Annotated in this window: 27 protein-coding genes; 3 read left to right on the forward strand and 24 right to left on the reverse strand. The window is 35.2% G+C overall.

What is annotated here, in order from left to right:
- Positions 1-194: 194 nt before the first annotated feature.
- Both FC89_RS02850 and FC89_RS02855 read right to left on the reverse strand, forming a co-directional pair.
- Complete coding sequence (locus FC89_RS02850) at positions 195-584, reverse strand: CvfD/Ygs/GSP13 family RNA-binding post-transcriptional regulator (protein ID WP_057871045.1); 390 nt, start codon at positions 582-584, stop codon at positions 195-197.
- A 34-nt stretch (positions 585-618) separates the two neighbouring features.
- Positions 619-1,194 (reverse strand): peptidylprolyl isomerase, encoded by a 576-nt coding sequence (locus FC89_RS02855; RefSeq protein ID WP_057871046.1) that lies wholly within the window; start codon positions 1,192-1,194, stop codon positions 619-621.
- A 137-nt stretch (positions 1,195-1,331) separates the two neighbouring features.
- On the opposite strand from FC89_RS02855, the gene FC89_RS02860 reads away from it, so the two are divergent.
- Positions 1,332-2,342, forward strand: a complete 1,011-nt coding sequence (locus FC89_RS02860) for an NAD(P)/FAD-dependent oxidoreductase (protein WP_057871047.1) — start codon at positions 1,332-1,334, stop codon at positions 2,340-2,342.
- 17 nt (positions 2,343-2,359) lie between these two features.
- Positions 2,360-2,998 (forward strand): VTT domain-containing protein, encoded by a 639-nt coding sequence (locus FC89_RS02865; RefSeq protein WP_057871048.1) that lies wholly within the window; start codon positions 2,360-2,362, stop codon positions 2,996-2,998.
- Between the two features lie 39 nt (positions 2,999-3,037).
- Here FC89_RS02865 and FC89_RS02870 read toward each other — a convergent pair whose 3' ends face one another.
- The 13 genes from FC89_RS02870 to FC89_RS02930 form a co-directional block, all read right to left on the reverse strand.
- Positions 3,038-3,679: a TIGR01906 family membrane protein gene (locus FC89_RS02870; RefSeq protein WP_057871049.1), complete on the reverse strand. Its 642-nt coding sequence runs from the start codon at positions 3,677-3,679 to the stop codon at positions 3,038-3,040.
- Positions 3,676-4,449, reverse strand: coding sequence for a TIGR01457 family HAD-type hydrolase (locus tag FC89_RS02875; protein ID WP_057871050.1), 774 nt, complete (start codon positions 4,447-4,449; stop codon positions 3,676-3,678). The genes FC89_RS02870 and FC89_RS02875 overlap by 4 nt, the downstream gene beginning before the upstream one ends.
- A 21-nt stretch (positions 4,450-4,470) precedes the next feature.
- Positions 4,471-5,097: a YutD family protein gene (locus FC89_RS02880; protein ID WP_057871051.1), complete on the reverse strand. Its 627-nt coding sequence runs from the start codon at positions 5,095-5,097 to the stop codon at positions 4,471-4,473.
- A complete protein-coding gene (locus FC89_RS02885) occupies positions 5,090-6,493 on the reverse strand; it encodes a bifunctional metallophosphatase/5'-nucleotidase (protein WP_057871052.1) in 1,404 nt (467 codons plus the stop codon). Before FC89_RS02885 ends, FC89_RS02880 begins: the two co-directional genes overlap by 8 nt.
- Positions 6,494-6,526: 33 nt before the next feature.
- On the reverse strand, positions 6,527-7,135 hold the full coding sequence (locus FC89_RS02890; protein WP_057871053.1) for a metallophosphoesterase: 609 nt from the start codon (positions 7,133-7,135) through the stop codon (positions 6,527-6,529).
- A gap of 100 nt (positions 7,136-7,235) precedes the next feature.
- Positions 7,236-8,591: an amino acid permease gene (locus tag FC89_RS02895; protein WP_157060641.1), complete on the reverse strand. Its 1,356-nt coding sequence runs from the start codon at positions 8,589-8,591 to the stop codon at positions 7,236-7,238.
- A gap of 115 nt (positions 8,592-8,706) precedes the next feature.
- The gene (locus FC89_RS02900) at positions 8,707-9,900 is read right to left on the reverse strand and encodes an acetate/propionate family kinase (protein WP_057871055.1); all 1,194 of its coding nucleotides are present in this window, start codon (positions 9,898-9,900) and stop codon (positions 8,707-8,709) included.
- A gap of 23 nt (positions 9,901-9,923) precedes the next feature.
- A complete protein-coding gene (locus FC89_RS02905; RefSeq protein WP_057871056.1) occupies positions 9,924-10,934 on the reverse strand; it encodes a class I SAM-dependent methyltransferase in 1,011 nt (336 codons plus the stop codon).
- 86 nt (positions 10,935-11,020) lie between these two features.
- Positions 11,021-11,311: a hypothetical protein gene (locus tag FC89_RS02910; RefSeq protein WP_057871057.1), complete on the reverse strand. Its 291-nt coding sequence runs from the start codon at positions 11,309-11,311 to the stop codon at positions 11,021-11,023.
- A 2-nt stretch (positions 11,312-11,313) separates the two neighbouring features.
- Positions 11,314-11,745 (reverse strand): competence type IV pilus minor pilin ComGF, encoded by a 432-nt coding sequence (locus tag FC89_RS02915; protein WP_057871058.1) that lies wholly within the window; start codon positions 11,743-11,745, stop codon positions 11,314-11,316.
- The gene (locus tag FC89_RS02920) at positions 11,746-11,994 is read right to left on the reverse strand and encodes a hypothetical protein (RefSeq protein ID WP_057871059.1); all 249 of its coding nucleotides are present in this window, start codon (positions 11,992-11,994) and stop codon (positions 11,746-11,748) included. It abuts the gene before it with no gap.
- A complete protein-coding gene (gene comGD, locus FC89_RS02925) occupies positions 11,975-12,436 on the reverse strand; it encodes a competence type IV pilus minor pilin ComGD (protein WP_057871060.1) in 462 nt (153 codons plus the stop codon). Before comGD ends, FC89_RS02920 begins: the two co-directional genes overlap by 20 nt.
- Positions 12,384-12,632 (reverse strand): hypothetical protein, encoded by a 249-nt coding sequence (locus tag FC89_RS02930; RefSeq protein ID WP_057871061.1) that lies wholly within the window; start codon positions 12,630-12,632, stop codon positions 12,384-12,386. Before FC89_RS02930 ends, comGD begins: the two co-directional genes overlap by 53 nt.
- 86 nt (positions 12,633-12,718) lie before the next feature.
- Between FC89_RS02930 and FC89_RS02935 the strand changes: the two genes are divergently transcribed.
- Complete coding sequence (locus tag FC89_RS02935; RefSeq protein ID WP_057871062.1) at positions 12,719-12,928, forward strand: hypothetical protein; 210 nt, start codon at positions 12,719-12,721, stop codon at positions 12,926-12,928.
- 653 nt (positions 12,929-13,581) lie between these two features.
- Here the strand turns inward: FC89_RS02935 and FC89_RS02940 are convergent.
- The 9 genes from FC89_RS02940 to FC89_RS02980 all read right to left on the reverse strand — a co-directional run bounded on the left by FC89_RS02940 (position 13,582) and on the right by FC89_RS02980 (position 23,013).
- Entirely contained in the window at positions 13,582-13,890 is a 309-nt protein-coding gene (locus FC89_RS02940) for a hypothetical protein (protein WP_057871063.1), read from the reverse strand.
- A 111-nt stretch (positions 13,891-14,001) separates the two neighbouring features.
- Positions 14,002-14,496 (reverse strand): hypothetical protein, encoded by a 495-nt coding sequence (locus tag FC89_RS02945; RefSeq protein WP_057871064.1) that lies wholly within the window; start codon positions 14,494-14,496, stop codon positions 14,002-14,004.
- 305 nt (positions 14,497-14,801) lie between these two features.
- Entirely contained in the window at positions 14,802-16,064 is a 1,263-nt protein-coding gene (locus FC89_RS02950; protein ID WP_057871065.1) for a LysM peptidoglycan-binding domain-containing protein, read from the reverse strand.
- An 11-nt stretch (positions 16,065-16,075) separates the two neighbouring features.
- The gene (locus FC89_RS02955; protein ID WP_057871066.1) at positions 16,076-16,561 is read right to left on the reverse strand and encodes a phage holin; all 486 of its coding nucleotides are present in this window, start codon (positions 16,559-16,561) and stop codon (positions 16,076-16,078) included.
- Positions 16,562-16,573: 12 nt separating this feature from the next.
- Positions 16,574-16,840, reverse strand: a complete 267-nt coding sequence (locus FC89_RS02960; RefSeq protein ID WP_057871067.1) for a hemolysin XhlA family protein — start codon at positions 16,838-16,840, stop codon at positions 16,574-16,576.
- A gap of 15 nt (positions 16,841-16,855) precedes the next feature.
- Positions 16,856-17,086, reverse strand: a complete 231-nt coding sequence (locus tag FC89_RS02965; protein WP_057871068.1) for a hypothetical protein — start codon at positions 17,084-17,086, stop codon at positions 16,856-16,858.
- Between the two features lie 2 nt (positions 17,087-17,088).
- Positions 17,089-17,526 (reverse strand): DUF1617 family protein, encoded by a 438-nt coding sequence (locus FC89_RS02970; protein WP_057871069.1) that lies wholly within the window; start codon positions 17,524-17,526, stop codon positions 17,089-17,091.
- Between the two features lies 1 nt (position 17,527).
- A complete protein-coding gene (locus tag FC89_RS02975) occupies positions 17,528-22,636 on the reverse strand; it encodes a hypothetical protein (protein WP_057871070.1) in 5,109 nt (1,702 codons plus the stop codon).
- 14 nt (positions 22,637-22,650) lie between these two features.
- A complete protein-coding gene (locus tag FC89_RS02980) occupies positions 22,651-23,013 on the reverse strand; it encodes a DUF6711 family protein (RefSeq protein ID WP_057871071.1) in 363 nt (120 codons plus the stop codon).
- Between the last annotated feature and the right edge of the window lie 2 nt (positions 23,014-23,015).

The raw sequence follows: 23,015 nt of genomic DNA on the forward strand, positions 1-23,015 counted from the left end.
TCGAAACTTTGTTCAGTTTTCAAAGGTCTACTGCTTTAATAACACAACTTTTAAATCATACACCGTAATTTAAAAATAGTCAACAACTAATTTAAATCGTTTATTATTTAAAAGCTCGTTTGCATAGCAGCAACATATTAAATAATACCTTTGAGCATTCAATAAGTCAAGCAAAAATTTCAAGAAAAGTAACTTCATTTATTATTTTTTTCAATACATCCTATGCCTTCTCTGATCCAAGTCGACATTCTAACTGCAATCGGTTCAAATCCTGTATTAACTTGCCGACTAGTCCAGTAATGTTTATGAAGACACTTAACTTTAGTTTTTACCGCCCTTTGAGGTGGTTTAGTAATACACCTTAAAGACAAACTTATCTTTTTTGTATATTCATCAATATCAATAATCATTACCTTGACTTGTTGACCAACTTTTAACAGCTTATGAATATCCGCTACATATCCTTGCTGACACTCAGAAATGTGAATTAGTCCCTGAACTCGATCATCTAAACCGACAAAAACACCATAGGATTGAATTCCAGTTACTTTGCCGATAATTGTCATTCCAATTTTATAAACCAATCTATCACACTCCTACTAAAAATTGCTTACAAATTTATTTAATAACAATGTTTTTAATTGTTACATCCTCAACTGGTCGATCATTGTTAGTTTTTAATGTCGCAATTTTATCCACGATCGCCATTCCAGTTCTAACTTGTCCAAAAACAGTGTGACGATGATCCAACCATGGCGTTCCACCTTCAAGATAGGCTTGAATAATTTCTTGTGGATAATTTGCTGCTTTCAACTGACCTACCATTTGAGCAGGCAAATTTTGATTCTGTACAATAAAAAATTGGCTTCCATTAGTATTTGGCCCAGCATTAGCCATTGACAAAGCCCCACGCAGATTAAACAATTCATTTGAAAATTCATCTTCAAATGGTTTTCCCCACAGACTCTGGCCACCCATCCCCGTTCCCATAGGATCGCCACCTTGAATCATAAAATCCTTAATAACACGGTGAAAAATAGTACCATTGTAATAACCCTTTTTACTCAGTCCTAAAAAATTTTCAACACTTTTAGGTGCTTGTTTTGGGAAAAGCTCAATTATAATTTTCCCAAGATCACTTGTAATTTCTACTACCGGATTAGCTGGATCAATCTCATTAATTTGTGGATACATTTGGCTTAACTCCTTCGATTAATATCAATATTACTTTAATTGTACTAAAAAAATAAATTTTTTCCAATTCAATTTTATTTTGTATACTATCTATGCTAAGGTAACATAGTGTAATTAGTATGAAGGGAGTAACTCTAATGTCAGATAAATATTACGACATTACAATTATCGGAGGCGGACCTGTTGGTGTTTTCGCAGCAGCTTACGCCAAGATGCGCCAAGCGAAAGTTCAAGTCATTGAAAGTCTTGATCAGCTCGGCGGACAAGTCGCTGCACTTTTCCCAGCCAAAAAGATCTATGATATTCCAGGATATCCTGTTATTACCGGTACAGACCTAGTCAAAAATTTAGTTGATCAGGCTGAACAATTTAATCCTGAGTTTTATTTAGCCGAAACTGTTCAACAAATCCACCAGGAAAACAAATTTTTCAAATTGATTACCTCAAAACGTACAACCTTTACCAAAGCAATCATTATTGCTACTGGCGTTGGTGCTTTTCAGCCGCGCAGACTAAATTTACCCGAAGCAAGTCAGTTTGAAAATAACCAGCTGCGTTACTTTATTAAAGATCCTAATGAATTTTCTGGCAAAGATTTGATTATCGCTGGTGGTGGTGATTCGGCCGTTGACTGGGCTTTAGATTTGATGCCTAAAGCTAAATCTTTGCATATCGTTCATCGACGTAATAAATTTCGTGCGCTCGAAAGCAATGTCGCAAAACTAAAAGAAACGGACGCAGTAATCGAAACACCATTTTTAATTGACAAGATCACTCCGAGTGATCAGCAAAGAATTAAGGTTACGTTAAAAGAAGTCCGCGGTACACAACAAAAAGAGATCGAAGCAGATTATCTTTTAGTCAATTATGGTATTGTTTCAAATAACAAATATTTAAAAAATTGGAATTTAGCTGTTCAGCATGGCTTGATTAGTGTCAACTCAGAAATGGAAACTGCAATTCCGGGAATATATGCAATTGGCGATGTAACAAACTATAATGGCAAATTAAACTTGATCGCCGCTGGTTTTGGGGAAGCTCCAATTGCTGTTAATAATGCTCTACTGGAGCTATACCCTGATAGAAGACAACCAATGCATAGCACACAGTTAGTCAAGGCTTTGCCAAAAAGTGAACATTTTAACTAATATTTAAGGAGAGCAGTATGAATTTTTTGATCGACTTCATTTTGCATATTGATAATCATTTAGTCACGATTATTAATACATTTGGTGACTGGACCTATCTAATCTTATTTTTAATCATCTTCATTGAAACAGGTGCTGTCATTTTACCATTCTTACCTGGGGACTCATTACTATTTGCAGCCAGTGCTTTAGCTGCGAATCCTAGCTACCACCTAAATATCTGGCTTTTAGTTTTATTATTTTGGTTAGCGCCATTGCTAGGCGATTCGTTAAACTTCAAAATTGGTCAAAAAACTGGAAGTCACGTCCAACCGGGGTCTTTTCTTGGAAGATTCATTAAAGAAGAAGATTTAATTAAAACGCGAAATTTTTTTGAAAAGCACGGTGCAATTGCCATTTCTTTAGCTAGATTCATGCCGATTATTCGTACAATGGCACCCTTCATTGCAGGTGGGAGTGGTATGCCATTTAAAGATTTTTTCAAATTTAATTTTTTAGGAGCAACCTCATGGATGGCCCTTTGCTGCGTTAGTGGTTTTTATTTTGGAAACTTTCCAATCGTCAAAGAACATTTTTCCTTGGTAATAATTGGAATCATCGTCGTTTCCTTATTGCCAGCAATTATTAGTTTCTTGAAAAAAAAATTATCTAACTAAAGTAAAAAGAACTGAATGATAGTGGAATTAATGTTCCAACTATTGTTCAGTTCTTTTTTTTAAACTCTTCTTTCCTAGAAAGAAACCTAGACTTAAGCTAAAAAGTAGAATTAGAAAGAACAATCCAAAGGCAGCCGCAAAAAAATTCTCAGGCAATACTTTGATGATTGGGTCTTTCGAGGGATCAAATAACCAATCTTGATTACGAAATAAAGCTCGGTGAAAAAAAATAAAAAAATCATTAAAGTCTACCCCAGCAAACAATAAAATTACTATCAAAATGCTGACAACCATTCTACAAAGTGGCATTAATCGCCACCAACTGCTAGTTTTTTTCAATTCAGACAGATATTTGCTTGCCGGGAAAACTGTCATAACTAAACAAAGATAGTTAATTAAAAATAAATGTTTAACATCTTCAAAATGCTGTTTAGCAGCCAAAGTACTTGGAAAAATCAACTTTAAGTGCGTAATCCACGGAAAATTCAAATAAGCCAACAATCGATGATATTCACTTATCACTTCTCCACTACTTAAATTTACTAATGAGGCTAACTGGTAATGATAGACAAAATAATAATAAAGTGGCGTAAAATTTATCGTAATTGTAATTGCCAAACTGATTATAAAAATACCCAAAACTATCCATCTAAATAATTCTTTCCAACTGATTAATATCATTTAACTTTCCATTCATCAAGTGAATTTATTTCATAAGTTGGTTTAACTTTTTGTTGTGCTATTTGTTGACGAGTCGAAACTCCGGTGTAAACAAGCAATGTATCAATTCCAAAATTGATACCGGCTTTAATATCAGTTTGATAATTGTCACCGACCATCAGCACCTGCTCCTTATTCAAACCTATTTTTTTCAAAGCCTTTGCCATAATGATTTTTTCTGGTTTCCCAATATAAGTTGCCTTTTGTTGAGTCGAGCACTCAACTAACGCAATCACCGAGCCGGCACCAGGAACCAAACCACGCTCGTTTGGCAAATTTGTATCGGCGTTTGTTCCGATAAATTTTGCTCCACGCTTAATTGCTAAAGTTGCTAGTTCAAATTTATGATACGTAACGTCATAATCTAATCCGACAACAGCATAATCTGGTGTCTTTTCTTCAAAGCGAAAGCCCTTATCCAAAAGCGCCTGTTTCAATCCTAACTCACCAATCGCATAAACTGTTCTTTTCTTCGAATCAAGATCAGCAAGGTAATCAGCGGTTGCCAAAGCAGTAGTATAAACATTCTCTGGTAAAACATGAATGTCAAAATTTTCAGTCAAATTTGCTGCTACCATTTCCGGTGTCTGCGTACTATTATTAGTTACAAATAAAAACGGAATTTCTGCTTGCTGCAAGCGTTCAATAAACCGCTTAGCTGCAGGAATCTTAATTCTACCACGATACATCGTTCCATCTAAATCAATCAAATATCCTTGATATTGCTGCATTCTCTTATTCTCTCTTTTCAACTATTTCTGTTTGTTTTTTTGCCGAATCGTAAAATGACGTTGGTGTGTCCGTTTATTTTTTTTAACGGCATTATTTTTTAAATTATTAGTTTGTTTTTTCTTATCTTTTCGTTGATGAATTTCGAACTTCTGTTTAGCATTTGTAGATTTTGAATTCTTCTTTGCAGTTGACTTGCCTGTTTCTTTTGTTCTGTTTTCTTGTCGTGACGAATTATCTTTCCGACGCGATTTCCGACTACGTTTAGCCGGTGTTGTCACTGCCAGATTTTTCAAAATAAAATATGCACAGCCAAAATTACAATACTCATACAAATAATCTTCTAAATGCGATATATTCTGCGTTGGTAACCCTTTTTGACTATTTTCTTCATAAAATCCATGTAAACGCAATTGGTCAAAACCCCAATCTCCGACAATATAATCATATTTTGTCAAGATTTGGCTGAATCTTTCTTCCAATTTTTCAACTTGAAAACCTTCACGGCAATCTTTAATCAATAAATACGGTCGACCATCGATAGTTAACTCATTTTTCCCAGTTACCTTAACAACACTCGCATATTCTTTCAGTGTCGCCGCTTTTTTTGCTAATTGCGCTTCACGACGTTCTTTTTTCTCGTTATTCAACCCCCTGCTCCTTTCTGATTGGGTACAAATCTGCTAAGTAATCGCCAAGAATATCCCGTAAAAAACGATCACCCCAATATTTAGCATGCCCTGCTATTTCAAGCGTTGGAAAATATGGACAATATATAAAATTATCTACTGTAGCAATTTCATAATCAGCACTTAAATTAATTGGGTGATTATTAATCATTACCATTTTATCTGCTGAATCGAATTTTATCCCAGCATAGACTAATTCTCCAAAAATTTTACCGCGAAAACCATTTCCCTTAACAATTGCATTCCGCAAATGATTGCGATTCTTTTCCATTTCTCGAATTAAGCGCCATAAGTTGTATCCATTTAAACGGACTTTAACCACTCGCATTGGATGCGGTAAAATACGATGTAAATCATTTCGGGTAACAATTCCTTGATGAAGATCACCTAAAAACAATCCGCCATTTAAAATTGCTAAATCGGTTCCGGTCAATTGTTCAATAGCAGCTAGTGTTGCCTGCATTAATGGTGAAGTACTCTGCCAAGCAGCATTAAGTTCAGTTGGCAAATTAGCCACTTTAAAACGTTGTAATAATTTTTCCCCCATTTGTTGATAATTAGCTATTTCAACTTGATCACCAACTTGTTCTGGTAAATCCTCAGTTTTAATCACTTTAGCTTGAGCAGATTTAAGTTGATGCTTATCAAAAGTCAGTGTTGCTTGACCAACATATTGTCCCCACTTACCAGCTGCACAAAGCAAAGCCTGACCAACCTGTTCACCTGTTTCCAATAAATGATGCGTGTGACTTCCAAGAATTAAATCGATTTGTGGATATTCATGGGCTATTTTTCGATCCCAGTTAATTCCTAAATGAGATAACAAAATAATATAATCTGTTTTAGCAGCCAATGCTTGCACTTGTTGCGGTAAAACTTGATCAACAGCTAAAGCCTGCCAATCATTCATATCATAAGTCGCAGCAAACGGAGCTGTACACCCCAATAAGCCAATTTTGGTTCCAGCTTGAGTAACAATAATTTTACTTTGACAAGTCCATTTTGGCGGTTTCCCAGTCGTTCTGTCAAGCAAATTATCAACAACTACCGGAAAATTAGCTTGTGTATACAAATCTGTCAACTGCTGATGCGAATTACCAATTCCTTCATTATTACCAATTGTAACTGCATCATATCCAATTTGATTCATTAATTTAATGTTAATCTTCCCGTCAGTTGCCTCAGTATATGGATGAACCCGATCCATTGCATCACCCAAATCAACCGTAATTACAGTAACTTGTTCTTGTTCCAGTTTTTTTCTAGTATGTTGCAAATATCTGCGTATTTTAGGAATGTTTTCAAAATGCGAATGCAGATCATTTGTGTGTAAAACTACTACTCGTTCTACTGTCAATTTTTTCTCCTCCTAAACCATATACAATGCAAATCAAAATTGCATTTTTTGAAAATCTTGCCGTTTTTTATCAACCATTTCTAAAACTTGTTTTTGACTAAAAGGTGCCCCGAAAAGAGGTGGAGCTGCTAAATATTCTTTTTCTGGACTGTCGACACCAACATTAATGTTATTGACCGTATTACAGCTTGCATGATGTATATGCCCGTGCAAGTTGATTCGATTTCCACCTTTACCCAGCATCATCGGATAATGTGTTAAAAAAAATTGCTGATGTGCAAATTTTAGTAAACAACCAACATCATGAAAAGTAAATTTAAAATCTCCATTAATAAACTGATAATTATGTTTTGCCAAGTAGCGAAACAAAGCCCGTGAATCATGATTTCCTTTGATTAAAACTATCCTACCAGGTAACTGCTGTAAAATCATAAACAATTGCTGATAAGCTGCTTTTTTGCTCGGAATTAAAGCCAAATCACCTAGATGATAAACGACATCATCATCAGTAACTGTTTGTTTCCAATTATTAATCATTGTTTGATTCATTTGTGCAACATTTAAAAACATTCGTTTAGCAAAAAACGGGCTATATACCATTTTTTGGTCAAAAAAATGCATGTCTGCAGTGAAATAAAGCATTTCGACCACCGCCTTTTCTCTACTAATTATCTTACAACTTACTTCAAGATAACAAAAGAACCTGTGATTTTTAAATTATCACAAGTTCCCCTTCGCAATCTCAATTATTATTAGTTCGTTTAAAGGACTGTAATGACCACAGAATTCCTAACCAAGCGACTGAAGCTACCAAAGCCCAAAATGTTGTTTTAGTTAAACACATAATTACGGCAACAAAAATCAAAAATATTAAGACAACATAGTCGCTGACCGGATACCAAGGCATTGAAAATTTAGTAGGTTTGTTACTGGTTAAATGCCGAAATTTGAGGTGTGCCAACATAATCATTGCCCAAATAAATAAAAAACAGGTAGTTGCGACACTTGAGATAAACGCAAATAAAGCAGTATTAGAAAAAATAAAGTTAGCGGCTACTGCTATGCCAATCATCAAAGTAGAAAAAGCAATCGCATTTGCCGGTACTTGCCGCCGCGACAAATGACTTAACCACCTAGCAAATTTATTCTTTTTTCCATAGTTCAAAGTAAAAATCATCCGGCTTGTACTAAAAATCGAACTATTACAGGCTGAAGCTGCCGCTGTTAAAACTACAAAATTAATTATTCCAGCTGCCATCGGGACACCAATTCCTTTAAAGACTTGAACAAAGGGACTCTGATTTGGTGCAATTTGATTCCAAGGGTAAATACACATCAAGGCTGTCAATGAACCAATATAAAATAGAATTACCCGAGTCGGAATCTCATTGATTGCCTTAGGAATTGTAATCTGCGGATTTTGTGTTTCTGAAGCCGTTACTCCAATTAGTTCAATTCCGATAAAACCAAACGTTACCATTTGAAATGAACTGATAAATCCGTTCAATCCATGCGGAAAAAAACCATGATATTTAATCAAATTACCGATCGAAGCTGTCCCCAACGGAGTTTTATAATTAATAGCCACCAAAACAATTCCAGTAATAATTAAAACTACTATCGCAACAATTTTAATTAATGCAAACCAAAATTCTGTTTCACCGAAAAGTCCAACTGCAGTCATATTAATAATCAATAGCACTGCTAAAATAATTAATCCTGGCAGCCATCGCGGCAAAGTCGGAAACCAATATTGAACATAAAGACCGCTCGCTGTGACATCAGCCATTGCAATTGTAATCCAACAAAACCAATACGTCCAACCAGTTACAAAACCAATTTTCTTTCCTAAATATTCACTAATGAAATCAATGAAAGAATGCTTACTCAAATCAGATAACAGTAGTTCTCCCATTGCCCGCATCAACCAAAAGCAAACAATTCCAGTCAACAGATAGGCAATGATAATCGCTGGCCCAGCTAATTTAATTGATTTTCCCGCTCCCAGAAACAACCCTGTTCCAATTGTTCCTCCAAGCGCTATCAGCTGCACATGACGATTTTTTAAACCACGTGCCAGATTTTGATCATTTTTCATTAACTTAACTCCATTCATTTTAAAAAGCACAATCTTATATAATTGTAAACTAATTAAAGCATGAAGTAAAATTCAATTTATTCAATAAAGATTGACTAACATTCACCACTAAAATTTATGCTTTTAAATCAGCTAAACGATACGCATCTTGCGCTATCATTAACTCTTCATTAGTTGGTATCACCCAAATCCCCGCCGTTGATTGAGGTAAACTAATCAATCTGTTCTTAATTGCCTGCTGATTTTTTGCTGAGTCAATTTTTATTCCAATATAACCTAATTGCTGACAAATCAATTGCCGAATCAATGGAATATTTTCACCAATACCGCCAGTAAAGACAAGTGCGTCAACTCGCTGCAATTCCGCAACATATGCTCCAAGATATTTAACGATTTGATTGACAAAAATCTCAATTGCTAATTGCGCTCGCCGAGAATCAGTAACGTTAGCTAATACATCACGCATATCCGATGAAATTCCGGAAATCCCTAAAATACCTGATTGCTGATTTAAAACTTTTAGCATTTGCTGTGGATCAATACCTAGTTTTTCTTGCAGGTAAACCAATAAAGAAGCATCAACATCCCCTGCCCGAGTCTGCATCGTTATTCCCGAAACTGGTGAAAATCCCATACTCGTATCGAAAGACTTTCCTTGTTTAATTGCACAAATTGATGCACCAGAACCTAAATGCATAATTATCGCGTTAGTCTCTTCAGCATTTAAATCAGAGTACTCCAACAATTTACTGAAAACATACCGATAGCTAATACCATGGGCACCATATTTTCTAACATGAAATTTTTGATAATATTCATACGGTAAACTATATAAGAAATTCTTGATTGGTAATGACTGATGAAACCCTGTATCAAACACAACAACACTAATCGCTGTTGGTAATACTCGCGCAAAAGCCTTAATTGCCATAATATTGCTGGGATTATGCAACGGTGCCAATTCTTTTACCGTTTCTAACTGCTGCAAAACTTGTTCGTTAACAACAACTGACTTTGAAAACAAATTCCCACCATTTACAAAACGATGTCCGATTGCTTTTATTTCATCTAAATTCACTACAATTTTGTATTCCCGCAGTAATTTCAAAAGAATTTCTACGGCCATTCGGTGGTTTTCAATTATCCAGTTAAATTGATAATGTTTCTTCCCAAGAATAAAACTGACTTGACTATCAGACAATCCAATCTTTTCAATTAATCCTTGAGCTAAAACTTGTTGTTGTGGCATTTGAAACAATTTCCATTTTAATGAAGAACTGCCTGCATTGATTGCTAAAACTTTAACCATTCTCTTTGCCTCTATTTACCTATCTAATAATCTAAATTTTCTTTTTGCCATTGTTTAATTTGCTGAATAAAATCAGCAACTTCTTGATGTTCTTTTACTGAAGGAAATTCTCCAATCAAAACCGGTTCAGCCTGATGGGCTTGTTTCCCTTTTTTTTGCAAAAGTAAAATAGCTTTTTGTGCTTTTTCATCAGTAAACAAATCACTCGGTAAATTCAATAGACCTTGAAAGTATCCATTTTCTTGGATCATACTTAACAACTGATTACTTTGAGTAGTTTTGAATACATCCTTAGGAATTAGAAAAACACCTAGTCCACCCGGCTTTAATTGCAGCATAGCCTGTTCAATTAATAGAAAATGAGTAAATGAATGTCCTTTAGCTGCATGGACAACAAAATTAGCAGCTCGTTTATCAAGCGGGTAATATCCAACTGGTAAATCAGAAATAACAACATCTGCTTTGCGGGTAACTAAAGGTTCAACTGCATCTTGATGAAACAGTTCTACTGCAGTTTTTTGCCAATGAGCGCTCATACTGGCCACTGCAAGTAAAGTATCATCATTATCTATTCCAGATAATTCTAGTTTCTTAAAACCAGCTTTTTCTAAATTATTTGCCACAGTAAATAATAAATTTCCTGTTCCAACAGCTAAATCTAAAATTAGCGATGGCTGTGATTTATTTAAAAAGTTTTGCAGTAACGAGCTAATTAAAATGCCACTAACATCAGGAGTTAATTGATGATTAGTCTGAATCTTATCAACTTGCTCTGCTTTTAATAAAGCAAACTGAAGCAGCTGTCTTTTTTGCTCACGTTTCAAATTTAATTGTGAAATTTCATCATAGATTGCTGTGAGTTCAATTTGTTTTGATTGACTTGGTTGACCATTTTCAACCAAAATTTTCCCATCATTTAAATTGTCACCTGATTCAATCACTGCATCTATAAATGAAGAATCGAGCGCTTGTTGCAAAATATCGATTGATTTTAAAAATAATTTCAATCCTTGTTCTATTTTACCTATATTCATTATCTCACTCCTGCAATAGTTATAGTTACTTTAAACAGTTTAATGAGTTATTAGGTATAATTCAAGGGTGACGAACTCTCCGTTAACTATTCAATCGGACTATTTAGTTCAATCGATCTTCCATTAACAAGCGTTACCTGATACAAATTATCACGGCGTTGTACCTTTCCTTGCTTAAATTGCATGATCTGCTGATCCTTAATTTGCTTAGCGATTGAAACATTTCTCAGAATAACTGCCTGATTATACTCTAATTGACTATTTAGTGTCAGCATATGCTGCTGATACATAAACAATTGTGCCCCAGCTAAAAAAGCTATTAAAATTAAAAAGGTTATTGCTCCTGCTATTACAAATCCAGTATTCTTACATTTCATAATTATCCCTCGATCGTTGGTAAGTAGCAGTCCAAGTCATATTTATGCTTATGAATTTCAGCTTTAATTGATAAATAACCGTCTTTTACTGAAATCTTACACGCTTCTACTTGATATAATAATGGAAGATAACCACTACTTTCTCCAGTCAATTTTAATAACTGTTCTCCAGAATCATAGATTAATTGGTACTTTTTCTTGGTAACTGGACTATATAGTATCAGCTGTTTATCTTGAGAAACAAATTGCAAAGCCAAATTGTCTCCAGTTAAAGTCGCAGTAAATCTTTCCCAATTTAATTGATCTTGACGATAAGTTGAAAAAGTCTGTTGCTGCATTGTTGTAATTCCTAATTGAACAATCAAAATAAAACCACTAGTTATAACTAAAGCGATTAAACATTCACATAAAGTAAATCCTTTCAAAGACTTCATTTATTTCACCATTTGATTAAGTAATTTTTGTTCTTTTGCGGACAACTGATGATTATCTTCAACTATTAATTGATAACTCAAATTAACTATTTTTTGACTTTCTTCAATTTTCAAAGTTGTTTGTCTTGTTTGATTATCCAAAAAACGATTTTGCTCTAGGAAAAATACTAATCCCAAACAAAACAAACACGTTCCGATAATGGCCTCTGACATAACAAAAGCTGGCGCCTTACTTTGTCTGCTTAACATAATATTTTCCCCATCCTAATTGAATTACAAGATAATACTGGCGTTGATGATCTTTTGAATTAAAAACAATTGTTCCGCCATTCATTTGCCCAGTTTGATTGATATGCAGCCGATAACCACGATATAATTCTAAAGTGCTGGGAATATCAATTATTGTTTTTTCCTGATTATTCTCATAAAAAATTATTTTTTGATCATTGAATAAAACCTTACCGTTTTCTTTTCTTTGAGCTAAAGTTGATAATTCCTTATTCCAAGCATGCTGCAGATTTTGCCAAAAAATTTTTTCTTGATATCGTTGAACCATATTAGCTGCCGGTTTAATAGTAATTAATAAGATCATCCCCAACAATGCTAAAACAATTAACATTTCTACTAAAGTAAAGGCATCAATTTTTGACTTTAATTTCTTCTTTAACAGCTTTCTGATACTGAGCTTCACTTAAAAAACCTTCTTTTTTTAAATCGTCCAATGAAACACTCTTGGTATCAAATTGATCGCGATATAGATTAGCTTGGGTTTGGACCACTTCAACCAATGCTTGATCACTGACCGATTGAGCTCGTTGTCGCTGTGAACCAACATTTGGCAAGATTATTAAGATTAACAATGCGATGATAAACAAAACAATTGACATTTCAATTAAGGTTAGTAAAAGTATTTATTTTAAGCTGAGACAATCAGCTTATTTTTTTGCGTATTTATTATTTAGAGGTAGTAAATATGACAAAACAAGAATTGATTAATCTGTTAAACGGATCAGAACTCTACATTAAAGAACAACACTATTCAAAGCTGCTGAACAAACACATTGAAATTGAATACCCTATTATAGTAGAAAACTCTGAAAAAATCGTTGACCATATAGACTGGCAAGATAAGACTATTGAGGAAATATTGGAATTAGCTACTGATTATTGGAACTCACTTTAACTTTTCTGAAATAAATAGTAAATATCTCTTTACTAAATAAGTAAATGACAGTATATTTTATAAAATCTTGTAAAGCTCAATTTAGTAGAATTTAAAAAGCTTGTATAGAATTAAAAAAAGAAGGACTAATTGAAGTCCCTCTTTTTTGGTGTAATAGAGTAATGCATAAAGAGTGAAAAGTAAATATTTCACGTCACTAACGTATCATATAACGAGCTATTTTTCAATATAAAAACATAAATATTCACACATTATTGATTTAGTGTACAATTAATAATACATTATGGACATTTTTAATTTAAAATAAAATAAGCCAGCTTACCGACCGACTTACCCAAAAAACTACGCTATATATTACAACTAATATTTTATATTGTTATGCAAGCGGTGTCAATAAAAAATAACTTGTTTTATAAACGAAAACTTCTGAAATATTTTCTTTTGTACTTCATCTTTTTTACACATATAAATATCTGGTTACTAAATTTAATAATACAAAAAAAGAAGACTTCAATTAGTCCTCTTTTTTGTTACTGTTAAATCACTAAAAAGGCTTTAGGGTAATATGTGGTACCCTTGATACAACAAAAATGTATCACATTTTACACTACATTTCAATATAAAATTTAATAATTTACAATAATAAATATTTTTCATCTTATTAATCTCCCGTTTGAATGCCACCTTTGATCTTCAAAATCTGTGTATCTGAAAGTCAGATTGGTTAATTTTCGCAGTTCTCTTACAACCTTTTCTAAGTATTCAATATCATATTTTTCTAAAATCGCTATGGGAACTGAATGTGTCATTTTATATTTAATTTGGCTATAAAAGAAGAAATTATATCGTTTGCCATATTTGTTATTCACTATATTTATGTAGTAAAGTGCTGGCACATGAGGAATTACCTTTTTATTTGCTCGTTCTGCAATTAATTTAGCTTGCCTTTCTGCTGAAATCATATGATCACCTCAAGCAAATTATACGAACACACGTTTTATTTGTAAATAAAAAATACTGCTCACTTCTGGATCATTATCCATTTTAATGGAAAACACCCGCAAGAGAAAAAGTTAACTTTTTCTCTTCTTTGGTCTTCTTTTTGCTTTTAATTCTTCTTGTTTTCTAAGCATCTGCTTTGTTTTGTATCGTTCAATATTATTATGTGTATATTTGTTTTTTACCATTAAAAGCTCAATACTAAAATTCGTCAAGTCATATTCATAACATATTTCTGTATATTGCTGTTTTATAGTTATATATGGGAATCTTCTAACAGCTATTTTGATACTAAAAGTTATTTTTTTCGGAACAGATTCATTTTCTGGCAAAGGTATGTATGCATAAAAGGGCGTTAATGAATTTGCTTTAAAGATTCCATTAACATTATCTGGAAATATTAAATCACTAGAGCTATCCCCTTTATTCCAAATGAAGTGTGGATTTGAACTATTCCACGCCACTGTACGATTAGTATACAATTCTTTTAATTCATTATTTACATAAAAGCAACTATGAAAGAACGCAATATCCCTTGAAGTCGAATTCAAGAAATTAAATCTAACCATAAACCCCCTTCCTAGATAAGACCTTTTCTCATCATCATCATAATAATAAATAGCTTTTTCAGGTATAACAAATCTTGTTTTTAGAGTATCTACAGGTAATATTTGGACTATTTTAGGACTATACCTTTTAAAACTAAAAAAAGAAATTGAAAAAGACAATATTGAAATAATAAGAGATATAACAGAAAAAATTTTTATCACATCCTAAAGGAAAAATTCAAAGATAATTTTATATTATTCTATTAGTTTGTCAATATTTTTTATTTTTTGAAATTCTTCTATGTATACCCGCCGAGCGGGCTTTTTTATTTAACTCTCAATGATTGGCCAACATAAATCAAATTGACATTCCTCAACCCAGATAAACTTTTAATCTGGTTAACAGAAACACCGTATCGGTTTGCGATACCCGAAACTGTGTCACTCTTTTTAACCGTGTAGTACACTTTTGAACTTGTTACTGTGGATCCAGAAATCTTCAAAACTTGACCTGGATAAATCGTACTATAAATGCTCTTGCCATTCAGATTGGCCAGCGTGTACATTGAAATACCGTAGTGGTTTGCGATTGCCCACCATGAATCACCAGAACGGACAGTGTAGGTATTTGCGTTTGAATGGCTAGATACATTCGAACTGGTCAGATGTACGTCTTGCGCTAAAACCCAACCCATCGGCACATTACCTTTGTACAAAAGAACAGCCTGGTTAGACTTACTCAAAACTAAATCTTGCGTGTCATGAATCGTGTAAGTCTGACCTTTCGCATAACTGGCAATATTTACTCTAGGCTGATACCACTTAGTCGCTGATTGTTTTAAAGTAACTGTTTGGCCAATATCGAAACCTTGCTTGCGACTATCGTTATTGAGCTTTTTATTTTGTGTTTTAGCTTCGGACCCAAACCACCAGGATACGGATTTCCGATTAGTGTCAACTAACGAGCTATCCAAAGAAGTAGCAAAAGCTACGGACGAATGGTCATTCTGATTTTGCCATAAATCGTAATTCCGTGGGTTTGGCCAAGCTCCCTGGTATGCTGCTAGCCAATAGCCATCAAACTTGTTAATTAGTGTTTGGCCAACATATTGATTAGCGAATCCTCTATACGAATAGAAAATTACGTGTTTATTGGTCAGTGACTTCATTTCATCAAGCCAAGCTTGCACAGCGGCTTGCGTAGTGCCATATTTGACCGTATTTTCTTCAAAGTCTAGTACATAAAATTTTGCATTTTTATCTGACCGATTATAGAAGTCCTTTGCTTCCTGACGTGCATCGTCGGCTGAAACAAAGCGAGCATAAGCGTATTGTCCGTATGGAATACCGACTTTGTCAGCCATTGAAGTATTGTATGAAGCATACTTATCAATATAGTTGGATCCATATTGTTGGCGGATAATCAATCCAGAAACTTCTGACTTAACATTTTTGAATTGCTGTTCAGTTTTTTGGCCTTGCCACTCGCTCATGTCGTACACTGGCAAAGTGTCTGCTGCAGCTAATTGACTCCACAAAAAAGGAGCAACCATAATAGCTGCTCCCAAAAGTATTTTCTCAAATTTCAATTTTAAGCCTCCTATTTAGATAACTCCTCAACGGCTTTCTGTGCGTCGGCTGCTGCTTTCTGCTTAGTTTCCAAGTCAGCTTTGGCCAACTCTAACTTTTTAGCCTTGGCATCTGCAACGGCTTTTGCATTATCAGCCTGTTGTTCTGCTTCAGTTTTCTGTGGGTATACAGATTCTAAGGTAGCCTTAGCTTCGGCATAAGCTTTTTCAACTGCATTTTCGATTACAGTTAGATCTGCTTTATCAAAGCCTAATGCGTTCAGTCCATTCATCACGTACTCAACTGCTTTGGATTTTTTAACAGCACCATCAACATATTTATCAACACCAAGCTTTTCAGCAGCAACTACCGCATCTTTAGCCAGTGGAGCTACTGCATCTAAAATCGACATTGCCTGCTTGTTGTCCTTAAAAAACTTAGTGATATACGCAAACACCAATGGTACCGCTGCGGCCGCAATTGCAACTACTAAATCTGAAATGTTATTAATGTTCATTTTTTCACTCTCCTATTTAATGTGTGGTAACAGTTGCTCAATCAAAAACAAAGCTAATGGCAAAATAATAGCCACCCACATCGTGCGTGACCACCATTGACTATTCTGTTTCAATTCCTTAATGTCCTCTTCATTTTGCTTACTTAGCTGATAAGCCTTTTCTGCTTTTCGTGAAGTATCATTAATTCCTGATGTGTTAGCTTCAACTTTGGCTAATCGCTGTTGAATATCCATCAACAACTGAATTACGTTTACATCATCTTTCTCTTTATCGTCCATGCGACCAACCCCTTATTAAGCACTCTTCACTGCCGTCAAACCAGCCAATTTAGTTTTTGCAAGTGTTCCAAAATCAGCTTTAGTCAAATCATCTAAAGTTTTTCCACTTGGTAAATCGTTAGGAGTAATTTGTAAAGTAGCACTAACTGCGTTGCTATCTTCTGAACCATTTAAGCCAACCGAAACGCTTGAAGTGTTGCCATTATTATCGAATTGAAATGCCAATCTATTTAATGTAATTTCCATAATTATTTACCTTCCTTTTCAAAATCGTTTTCCAGTTCATCCATCAATAAGTCGTATACCAGGGCATCTGTATTGCTTAGCTCGTAGTCGTAATTAGCAAGTGCTTCATACAGTGCCTGAAGTTTCTCCGAATATTCCGTAAATTCAATAACAGCTTTTTCCTTTGCTAAGTCCGCTAACTCTTTGTTTAAATCACTTCCTTTCGTTTCGTCTTTTAGAACATAGTTGTTATCTTTAGTTACTCGATTGCCCTTATCGTCATGTAAAAAATAAGGATCACGAATTTCTTCGCGGTCCTCGTTGTATTCTTTGTTTTTTGCTTCAAGCAGTTTGATTAGCTTGGTACGTCCTCGACTTGCCTTTCCTTTAAGTTTTAAACCTGCTAAGAAATTGCCTGTCGGTACTAAATCTGCATTTTGTAATTCAATTGTTTTTGTCATTTTAAGCTGCTTCCTTTCTAAAATCTTTATCAATTTCAAGACGTACGTTTTCGTAGCCTTTGCGTTTTGCTTTAATCTCATAACTAAACTTAGCATTGGGGGTGTCTGATTTAACTACAAAATTATCTAAGTTACGTTCATCAACCCAAATTTTTGCATTCGAATAAGGTGTAATAAATACTTGATAACCAACACTTGTGTTCACTGTTTCTAAAAACAAACTATCCATCATTATTTTCGCTTCACAACCTGAACCAGTCTGAGTTTCACCAATATCTCCAAAGTAGTACTCCGCTGTTTCATAAGCATTGATTCTAGCCCAGCCGGCAGAGGTTTCGACAATAGCGTTTTTTGAACCAGTAACAGAAAGATCGCCGGTGACTCCGGTGCTACCATAGAATGTCGTAATAGCAGCATTCACTATCAGACTTCCGTCCATTAGTCCGAGACTAGCTTTCGTAGATCCATTTTCAGTGCACAGAAAGTTTATTGCATATTCAGAAGTAATGCTCATTCCATAATTTTTGTCAAAATCTATTCCGCCGTATCGTGTCCCTTTACCGCCCAAAGTTGTCAGATCATAATCCGACCAGAGAGCTATTCCATAATTCGAATCAATTACCAAATTACCTTGTTTCGTATTATTATCTGCTAGAATCATCGAAGCATTATATCCCCCAAGGTATATATTATTGCCGATTCCTCCAGCAACTGAGATTAACCCATTTTTTATCCATACGCTTTCGTTTGAATTATCATAATTATGAATACCATTATTATCAATCCATGTCTGATTGTTATTACTACTTTGGTGGAAGCTTACCCCGGTTAAGGTACCACCTGAAATCCTATCAGCTGTCAGCGTTCCAGTGCTAATATTATTAGCATTCATATTAACGATATTTACGTTTGCCGCATTTAGGGTCCCAGCCGTAATTTTATCGGCGGAAAGACTGTCAATCATTGCTGATTTAATTACCGCATTGTCTATCGTCGTTTGACCCGTGATGTGAACCTTGTTGCCAGCAATTAAAATAGACTCAGAGCTAACGTTAATTTGGTTAATAACATCGTTTTTTTGAACTCGCAAATTAATGTTGTCGGAAAGCTGCTGGATTTGAGAATAATTAGCTATCTCAGATGCCGCTGGACACCATGGCGTAGCTATTTCACCTTTTTCAATTTTTACTTCATTAAAATACAAATCAGCAGATGAGCCATTAGCAGTTGTGCCGTTATTATCGAAACGCAAATATGCATTTTCAATTCCTAACTTAACGGTAAAAGTAGTTTTATAATACTGAATCCCACTAGTCGAAAATTTTACAGAGGTCACTAATTGCTGTGCAACTGTGTAATCATCGGTAGTGTTTGAATTTGGCCTGCCAAGTAACCACACATCGGTACTTGACAAAAGGCCATTATTAAAAGCCTTGAAGCTTAGCGTGTAAGTTTGCCCAGCTGTAATAAAGAATCTTTGCCCTCCAGATGTTTTTTCTGCGGTTGACGATGTGTTATGAATAATACTTAAATACGATTTTCCGCCGTTGTAAAAGCTATGTTTTCCTATTACAGAGTTATAGCCATAAGGGAGACCACTGGTATCAGCGTTTGAATTAGGTACTAGATTTTCCCCAACCGCACTATTAGTCCAATCACTTTGGCTAACCTTACTATTGATCATATTGCTTAACTGGGTAACTTTTGTATTGTAGTCCGCACTGCTTACTTTTGATTGAATAGCTGAATCAGTTTGCGTCTTGTAAGAATTGAACGTACTTGATGAAACTTTATCAGCTATTGCCGTTGCTGTTTGAGTTTGATAACTGGTAAAAGTAGTAGTATCAACTTTCTTAGAAACAGTTGCAGAAAGACCATCAATAGTATTCGATAACGTTGAAATTTGTGTAACTGTAGCTTGTTCATTAGGATTTAGGCACCACGGAGTGGCGTGTGAACCAAGTTCTAGTTTCATATGAGATATAGTAACAATAGTTTTCACACTATCTAATCTAAATCCTAGATAATCAACCTTATTCCAATTATGAGCCATGGTATATTGGAATGAATAATGTTGAACTTTAGTAGTTACATTAACAGTACCTAAAACATCCCAAATACCATCACCACTATGGTCCGAACGCTTGTATATCTGAATAGGAGCGTTAGCCGTTGCAACTGCATCAAAGCTAACTGTTATCTTATCATTAACTTTCAGGTCAGAAGCCAAGACATACATAGGATTATTGACATTTGTCGCGCCACCGGAGTTATTCGCTGTATACGATGTGCCAGTACCCAACAGCAAGTTAGTACCAACTGCACTGTCATTTACTTGCCCTTGAATATCAGCAATTGTAACTTTCAAGCTATTTGAGGTAGCGTTAATTTGATTAGTAGTCCAACTCTGGTCAGCTTTGGTTTGTTGCAAACTAGTAATATTAGCTTGGAATCCGCTAGCTTGCTGCTTAAGTGTAGTAACATCGGTTTTCGTCTGATTAGCCGTACTCTGAACACTTGAAACAGTCGTATCTAATCCATTAATCGTATTCTGAAGATTAGAAACTTTTGTTTCAGTGCTTTGCAAATCAGAATTATTCGCTTTACTTGCAACTGTTGAGCTCAACCCATTAACAGTGTTAGATAAGTTACTGAGCTGAGTACTTGTTAAATTTAAATCAGATTGATTAGCTTTCTTAGAAACAGTGGAGGATAATCCATCAACTGTATTAGACAGCGTTGAAATTTGTGTAACTGTAGCTTGTTCATTAGGATTTAGGCACCACGGAGTGGCGTGTGAACCAAGTTCTAGTTTCATATGAGATATAGTAACAATAGTTTTCACACTATCTAATCTAAATCCTAGATAATCAACCTTATTCCAATTATGAGCCATGGTATATTGGAATGAATAATGTTGAACTTTAGTAGTTACATTAACAGTACCTAAAACATCCCAAATACCATCACCACTATGGTCCGAACGCTTGTATATCTGAATAGGAGCGTTAGCCGTTGCAACTGCATCAAAGCTAACTGTTATCTTATCATTAACTTTCAGGTCAGAAGCCAAGACATACATAGGATTATTGACATTTGTCGCGCCACCGGAGTTATTCGCTGTATACGATGTGCCAGTACCCAACAGCAAGTTAGTACCAACTGCACTGTCATTAACTTGTTGTTGAACTTGTGCTACTGTACTGTTAAATCCATTAACCGTATTTTGCAGAATGCTAATGTTTTGTTTATTAGTACCATTATCAGCTTGCAAACTCCCGATTTCACTCTTAAAGCTAGTCGAATCCTGTTGCAGAATACTAATATCACCCTGAACATCTGTTATACTATTTTGAAATTTACTTGCACTTGTCTGCAATAAACTGATATTGCCATTAGCATCTTTTATAGCATTAGCATTAGTAGTTATATCTTTTTTAGCAGTAGCCAAATCTGTTTGAGCTTGTGAAATATTAGATTGTGCAGTATTGATATCTTTTTGTGCTTTACTGATTGCACTACTATTGTCACTGACAGTATTTTGCAATGTAGTCAAACTATTGGCTATTTGTTGCGCCTGATCAATCACCGTGCTGGCATCATTTGCTGCTTGTTGTGCTTGAGCAATTGCGGACGCAGAATCGTTAATCGCTTTGTTTGCATCCACACTGGCATCGCTAGCTTTATCTGCAGCTGCGTTTGCAGTATCAATACCAGTTTGTGCCTTAGCCAGTGCTTGATTGCCTGTTTCAACAGCATTATTTGCATTTTGCTTAGCAACATTGGCATCGGACATGGCTGTATTAACTTTTTCTGATATTTCTGTACCAGTCAAGTCATCAACTTTTTTAATCCATTTACCAGTTCCATTTGGCTGTTTCTCATATAGCCACATTTCGACTTTATTGCCATTTTGCTTGTACCATAAATCACCGATTTTTGCATTTGCGGGAGCTACTGTTATATCTGTTCCATAGATATAATTACCTGTTGCCCCTTGACGTCCAGCTAATTGCTTTACAACTTGTGACAATGTACCTGAATACGAATAGCTGCTACTAGAGGTTGAGGTCTGATCTGCTTTAGAAGTTGCCGATAAACTACCATCAAAAGTCATAGTGTATGAATTGTTAGGTACATTAAACTTATTGCCCTTAGTGTCCTGGAGAGTCAACCAGTCGCCAGCTTCAACGGCTGGATTACCAAACCACGTTAATGAGTATGGATAAAATGTAATGTCCTTAATGCTATTCCAAACGGCATCCAGTCTATCCTGAGTCATTAGATTATTAGTTATTTGAATCTGAGAACCAGCAGTTGAACCGGCTTGCAAGGTTGTTGTATTTTCACTACTTTCACCAGTTGAATCTTTAGTTGTCGTTGTGACCTGGCACTGAATTCCACCTATCTGGTAAGTAGCTTCGTTTTTAGTTAAACCAGCTTGTAAATATTGGCTAGGGTCTAAAGTATAGCTTGCATCAGTAACTTGCCTAATAGTCAGTTTTCCATCACGGTCAAAAGTAGCAAAGCCACCGTAAAATTGTGCTATCCAGCCAATAGCTGTACAGTAACTTTGACCAGTAATTGAACTAGGCAAATCTTGTAAAACAGGTAATCTTGCAATATCATCAGTGTTTAATGCAACACCTGCCATGTTCGCTATTTCAGCAATCACATCTACAACTTTAGCTGGATAAGTTAACTTAGATGTATAAGTTCCCTGCATAACGCACATCTGATCATATGCTTTAACCGTTGTTGCATCATTGTTCCGATCCATCGTAATCTCATCGCTAATAATAAAAATACCTAACGGAGCATATTCATATGTTCCATCAGGCAACTTAATTCCTATCTTAGCTGTTACTTTGAATCCTTGTTTCAATCCTTCAACTAAATGAGCAAAAGCAACTGTAATATTGTTTTCATAGGTTGAACCAATGCTAAAAGTATCACCAGTCCAAGCACCAGAATCGTAACCGATTGAGGTAATATCTGCTGTCCCATATTCTGTGCTTTTTCCATTGCTATCAGTAATGACGACTTTTGCATCAAGCGTTCGCTCGGTAGCTCGCCATGCTGCTAATGCGGCATCACTTTGTGTTATCAATTTAATTCACCTCCTTACTGTTCAATAAAATCTGCAGATAAATTTTGCCAAACATATTCAGATGTCACTGGATTAAATGTGTAGACAGGCGTCGTTCGGTCACCTGTGTAAAATGTTTTAGTGACCATGCTGCCTTCTTGTGGATCAAGGTATGAACAAGAAAAAAACTGCCCTGAAATAGCTTTTAAAATCACGCTACATTCAGAAACAGTTAACGGTCCCCATTCAATTGTTAGTTTACGTTTTATTGCTACTCGATCCCGGTGCAACAATCCATTGGCATCCCTATCAGCTTTAGCATCAATATCCTGAACTGCAACTGATAAGGTTTTAGGGGCTTTCACCTGTGCCCCATTGATTGATAGATAATAAGCCATAA

Source organism: Liquorilactobacillus ghanensis DSM 18630 (genome assembly GCF_001435235.1).
GTDB lineage: Bacteria > Bacillota > Bacilli > Lactobacillales > Lactobacillaceae > Liquorilactobacillus > Liquorilactobacillus ghanensis.

Bases quoted from the DNA above. Each gene is read 5' to 3' on its own strand.
- FC89_RS02965 (WP_057871068.1), bottom strand. From the start codon at position 17,086: ATGGAAATTACATTAAATAGATTGGCATTTCAATTCGATAATAATGGC.
- FC89_RS02930 (WP_057871061.1), bottom strand. From the start codon at position 12,632: ATGTCAATTGTTTTGTTTATCATCGCATTGTTAATCTTAATAATCTTG.
- FC89_RS02895 (WP_157060641.1), bottom strand. From the start codon at position 8,591: ATGAAAAATGATCAAAATCTGGCACGTGGTTTAAAAAATCGTCATGTG.
- FC89_RS02945 (WP_057871064.1), bottom strand. From the start codon at position 14,496: ATGGTTAGATTTAATTTCTTGAATTCGACTTCAAGGGATATTGCGTTC.
- FC89_RS02920 (WP_057871059.1), bottom strand. From the start codon at position 11,994: ATGTTAAGCAGACAAAGTAAGGCGCCAGCTTTTGTTATGTCAGAGGCC.
- FC89_RS02935 (WP_057871062.1), top strand. From the start codon at position 12,719: ATGACAAAACAAGAATTGATTAATCTGTTAAACGGATCAGAACTCTAC.
- FC89_RS02940 (WP_057871063.1), bottom strand. From the start codon at position 13,890: ATGATTTCAGCAGAAAGGCAAGCTAAATTAATTGCAGAACGAGCAAAT.
- FC89_RS02865 (WP_057871048.1), top strand. From the start codon at position 2,360: ATGAATTTTTTGATCGACTTCATTTTGCATATTGATAATCATTTAGTC.
- FC89_RS02960 (WP_057871067.1), bottom strand. From the start codon at position 16,840: ATGGACGATAAAGAGAAAGATGATGTAAACGTAATTCAGTTGTTGATG.
- FC89_RS02855 (WP_057871046.1), bottom strand. From the start codon at position 1,194: ATGTATCCACAAATTAATGAGATTGATCCAGCTAATCCGGTAGTAGAA.
- FC89_RS02860 (WP_057871047.1), top strand. From the start codon at position 1,332: ATGTCAGATAAATATTACGACATTACAATTATCGGAGGCGGACCTGTT.
- FC89_RS02915 (WP_057871058.1), bottom strand. From the start codon at position 11,745: ATGAAGTCTTTGAAAGGATTTACTTTATGTGAATGTTTAATCGCTTTA.
- FC89_RS02970 (WP_057871069.1), bottom strand. From the start codon at position 17,526: ATGACAAAAACAATTGAATTACAAAATGCAGATTTAGTACCGACAGGC.
- FC89_RS02910 (WP_057871057.1), bottom strand. From the start codon at position 11,311: ATGAAATGTAAGAATACTGGATTTGTAATAGCAGGAGCAATAACCTTT.
- FC89_RS02905 (WP_057871056.1), bottom strand. From the start codon at position 10,934: ATGAATATAGGTAAAATAGAACAAGGATTGAAATTATTTTTAAAATCA.
- FC89_RS02870 (WP_057871049.1), bottom strand. From the start codon at position 3,679: ATGATATTAATCAGTTGGAAAGAATTATTTAGATGGATAGTTTTGGGT.
- FC89_RS02980 (WP_057871071.1), bottom strand. From the start codon at position 23,013: ATGGCTTATTATCTATCAATCAATGGGGCACAGGTGAAAGCCCCTAAA.
- FC89_RS02875 (WP_057871050.1), bottom strand. From the start codon at position 4,449: ATGCAGCAATATCAAGGATATTTGATTGATTTAGATGGAACGATGTAT.
- FC89_RS02955 (WP_057871066.1), bottom strand. From the start codon at position 16,561: ATGAACATTAATAACATTTCAGATTTAGTAGTTGCAATTGCGGCCGCA.
- FC89_RS02900 (WP_057871055.1), bottom strand. From the start codon at position 9,900: ATGGTTAAAGTTTTAGCAATCAATGCAGGCAGTTCTTCATTAAAATGG.
- FC89_RS02890 (WP_057871053.1), bottom strand. From the start codon at position 7,135: ATGCTTTATTTCACTGCAGACATGCATTTTTTTGACCAAAAAATGGTA.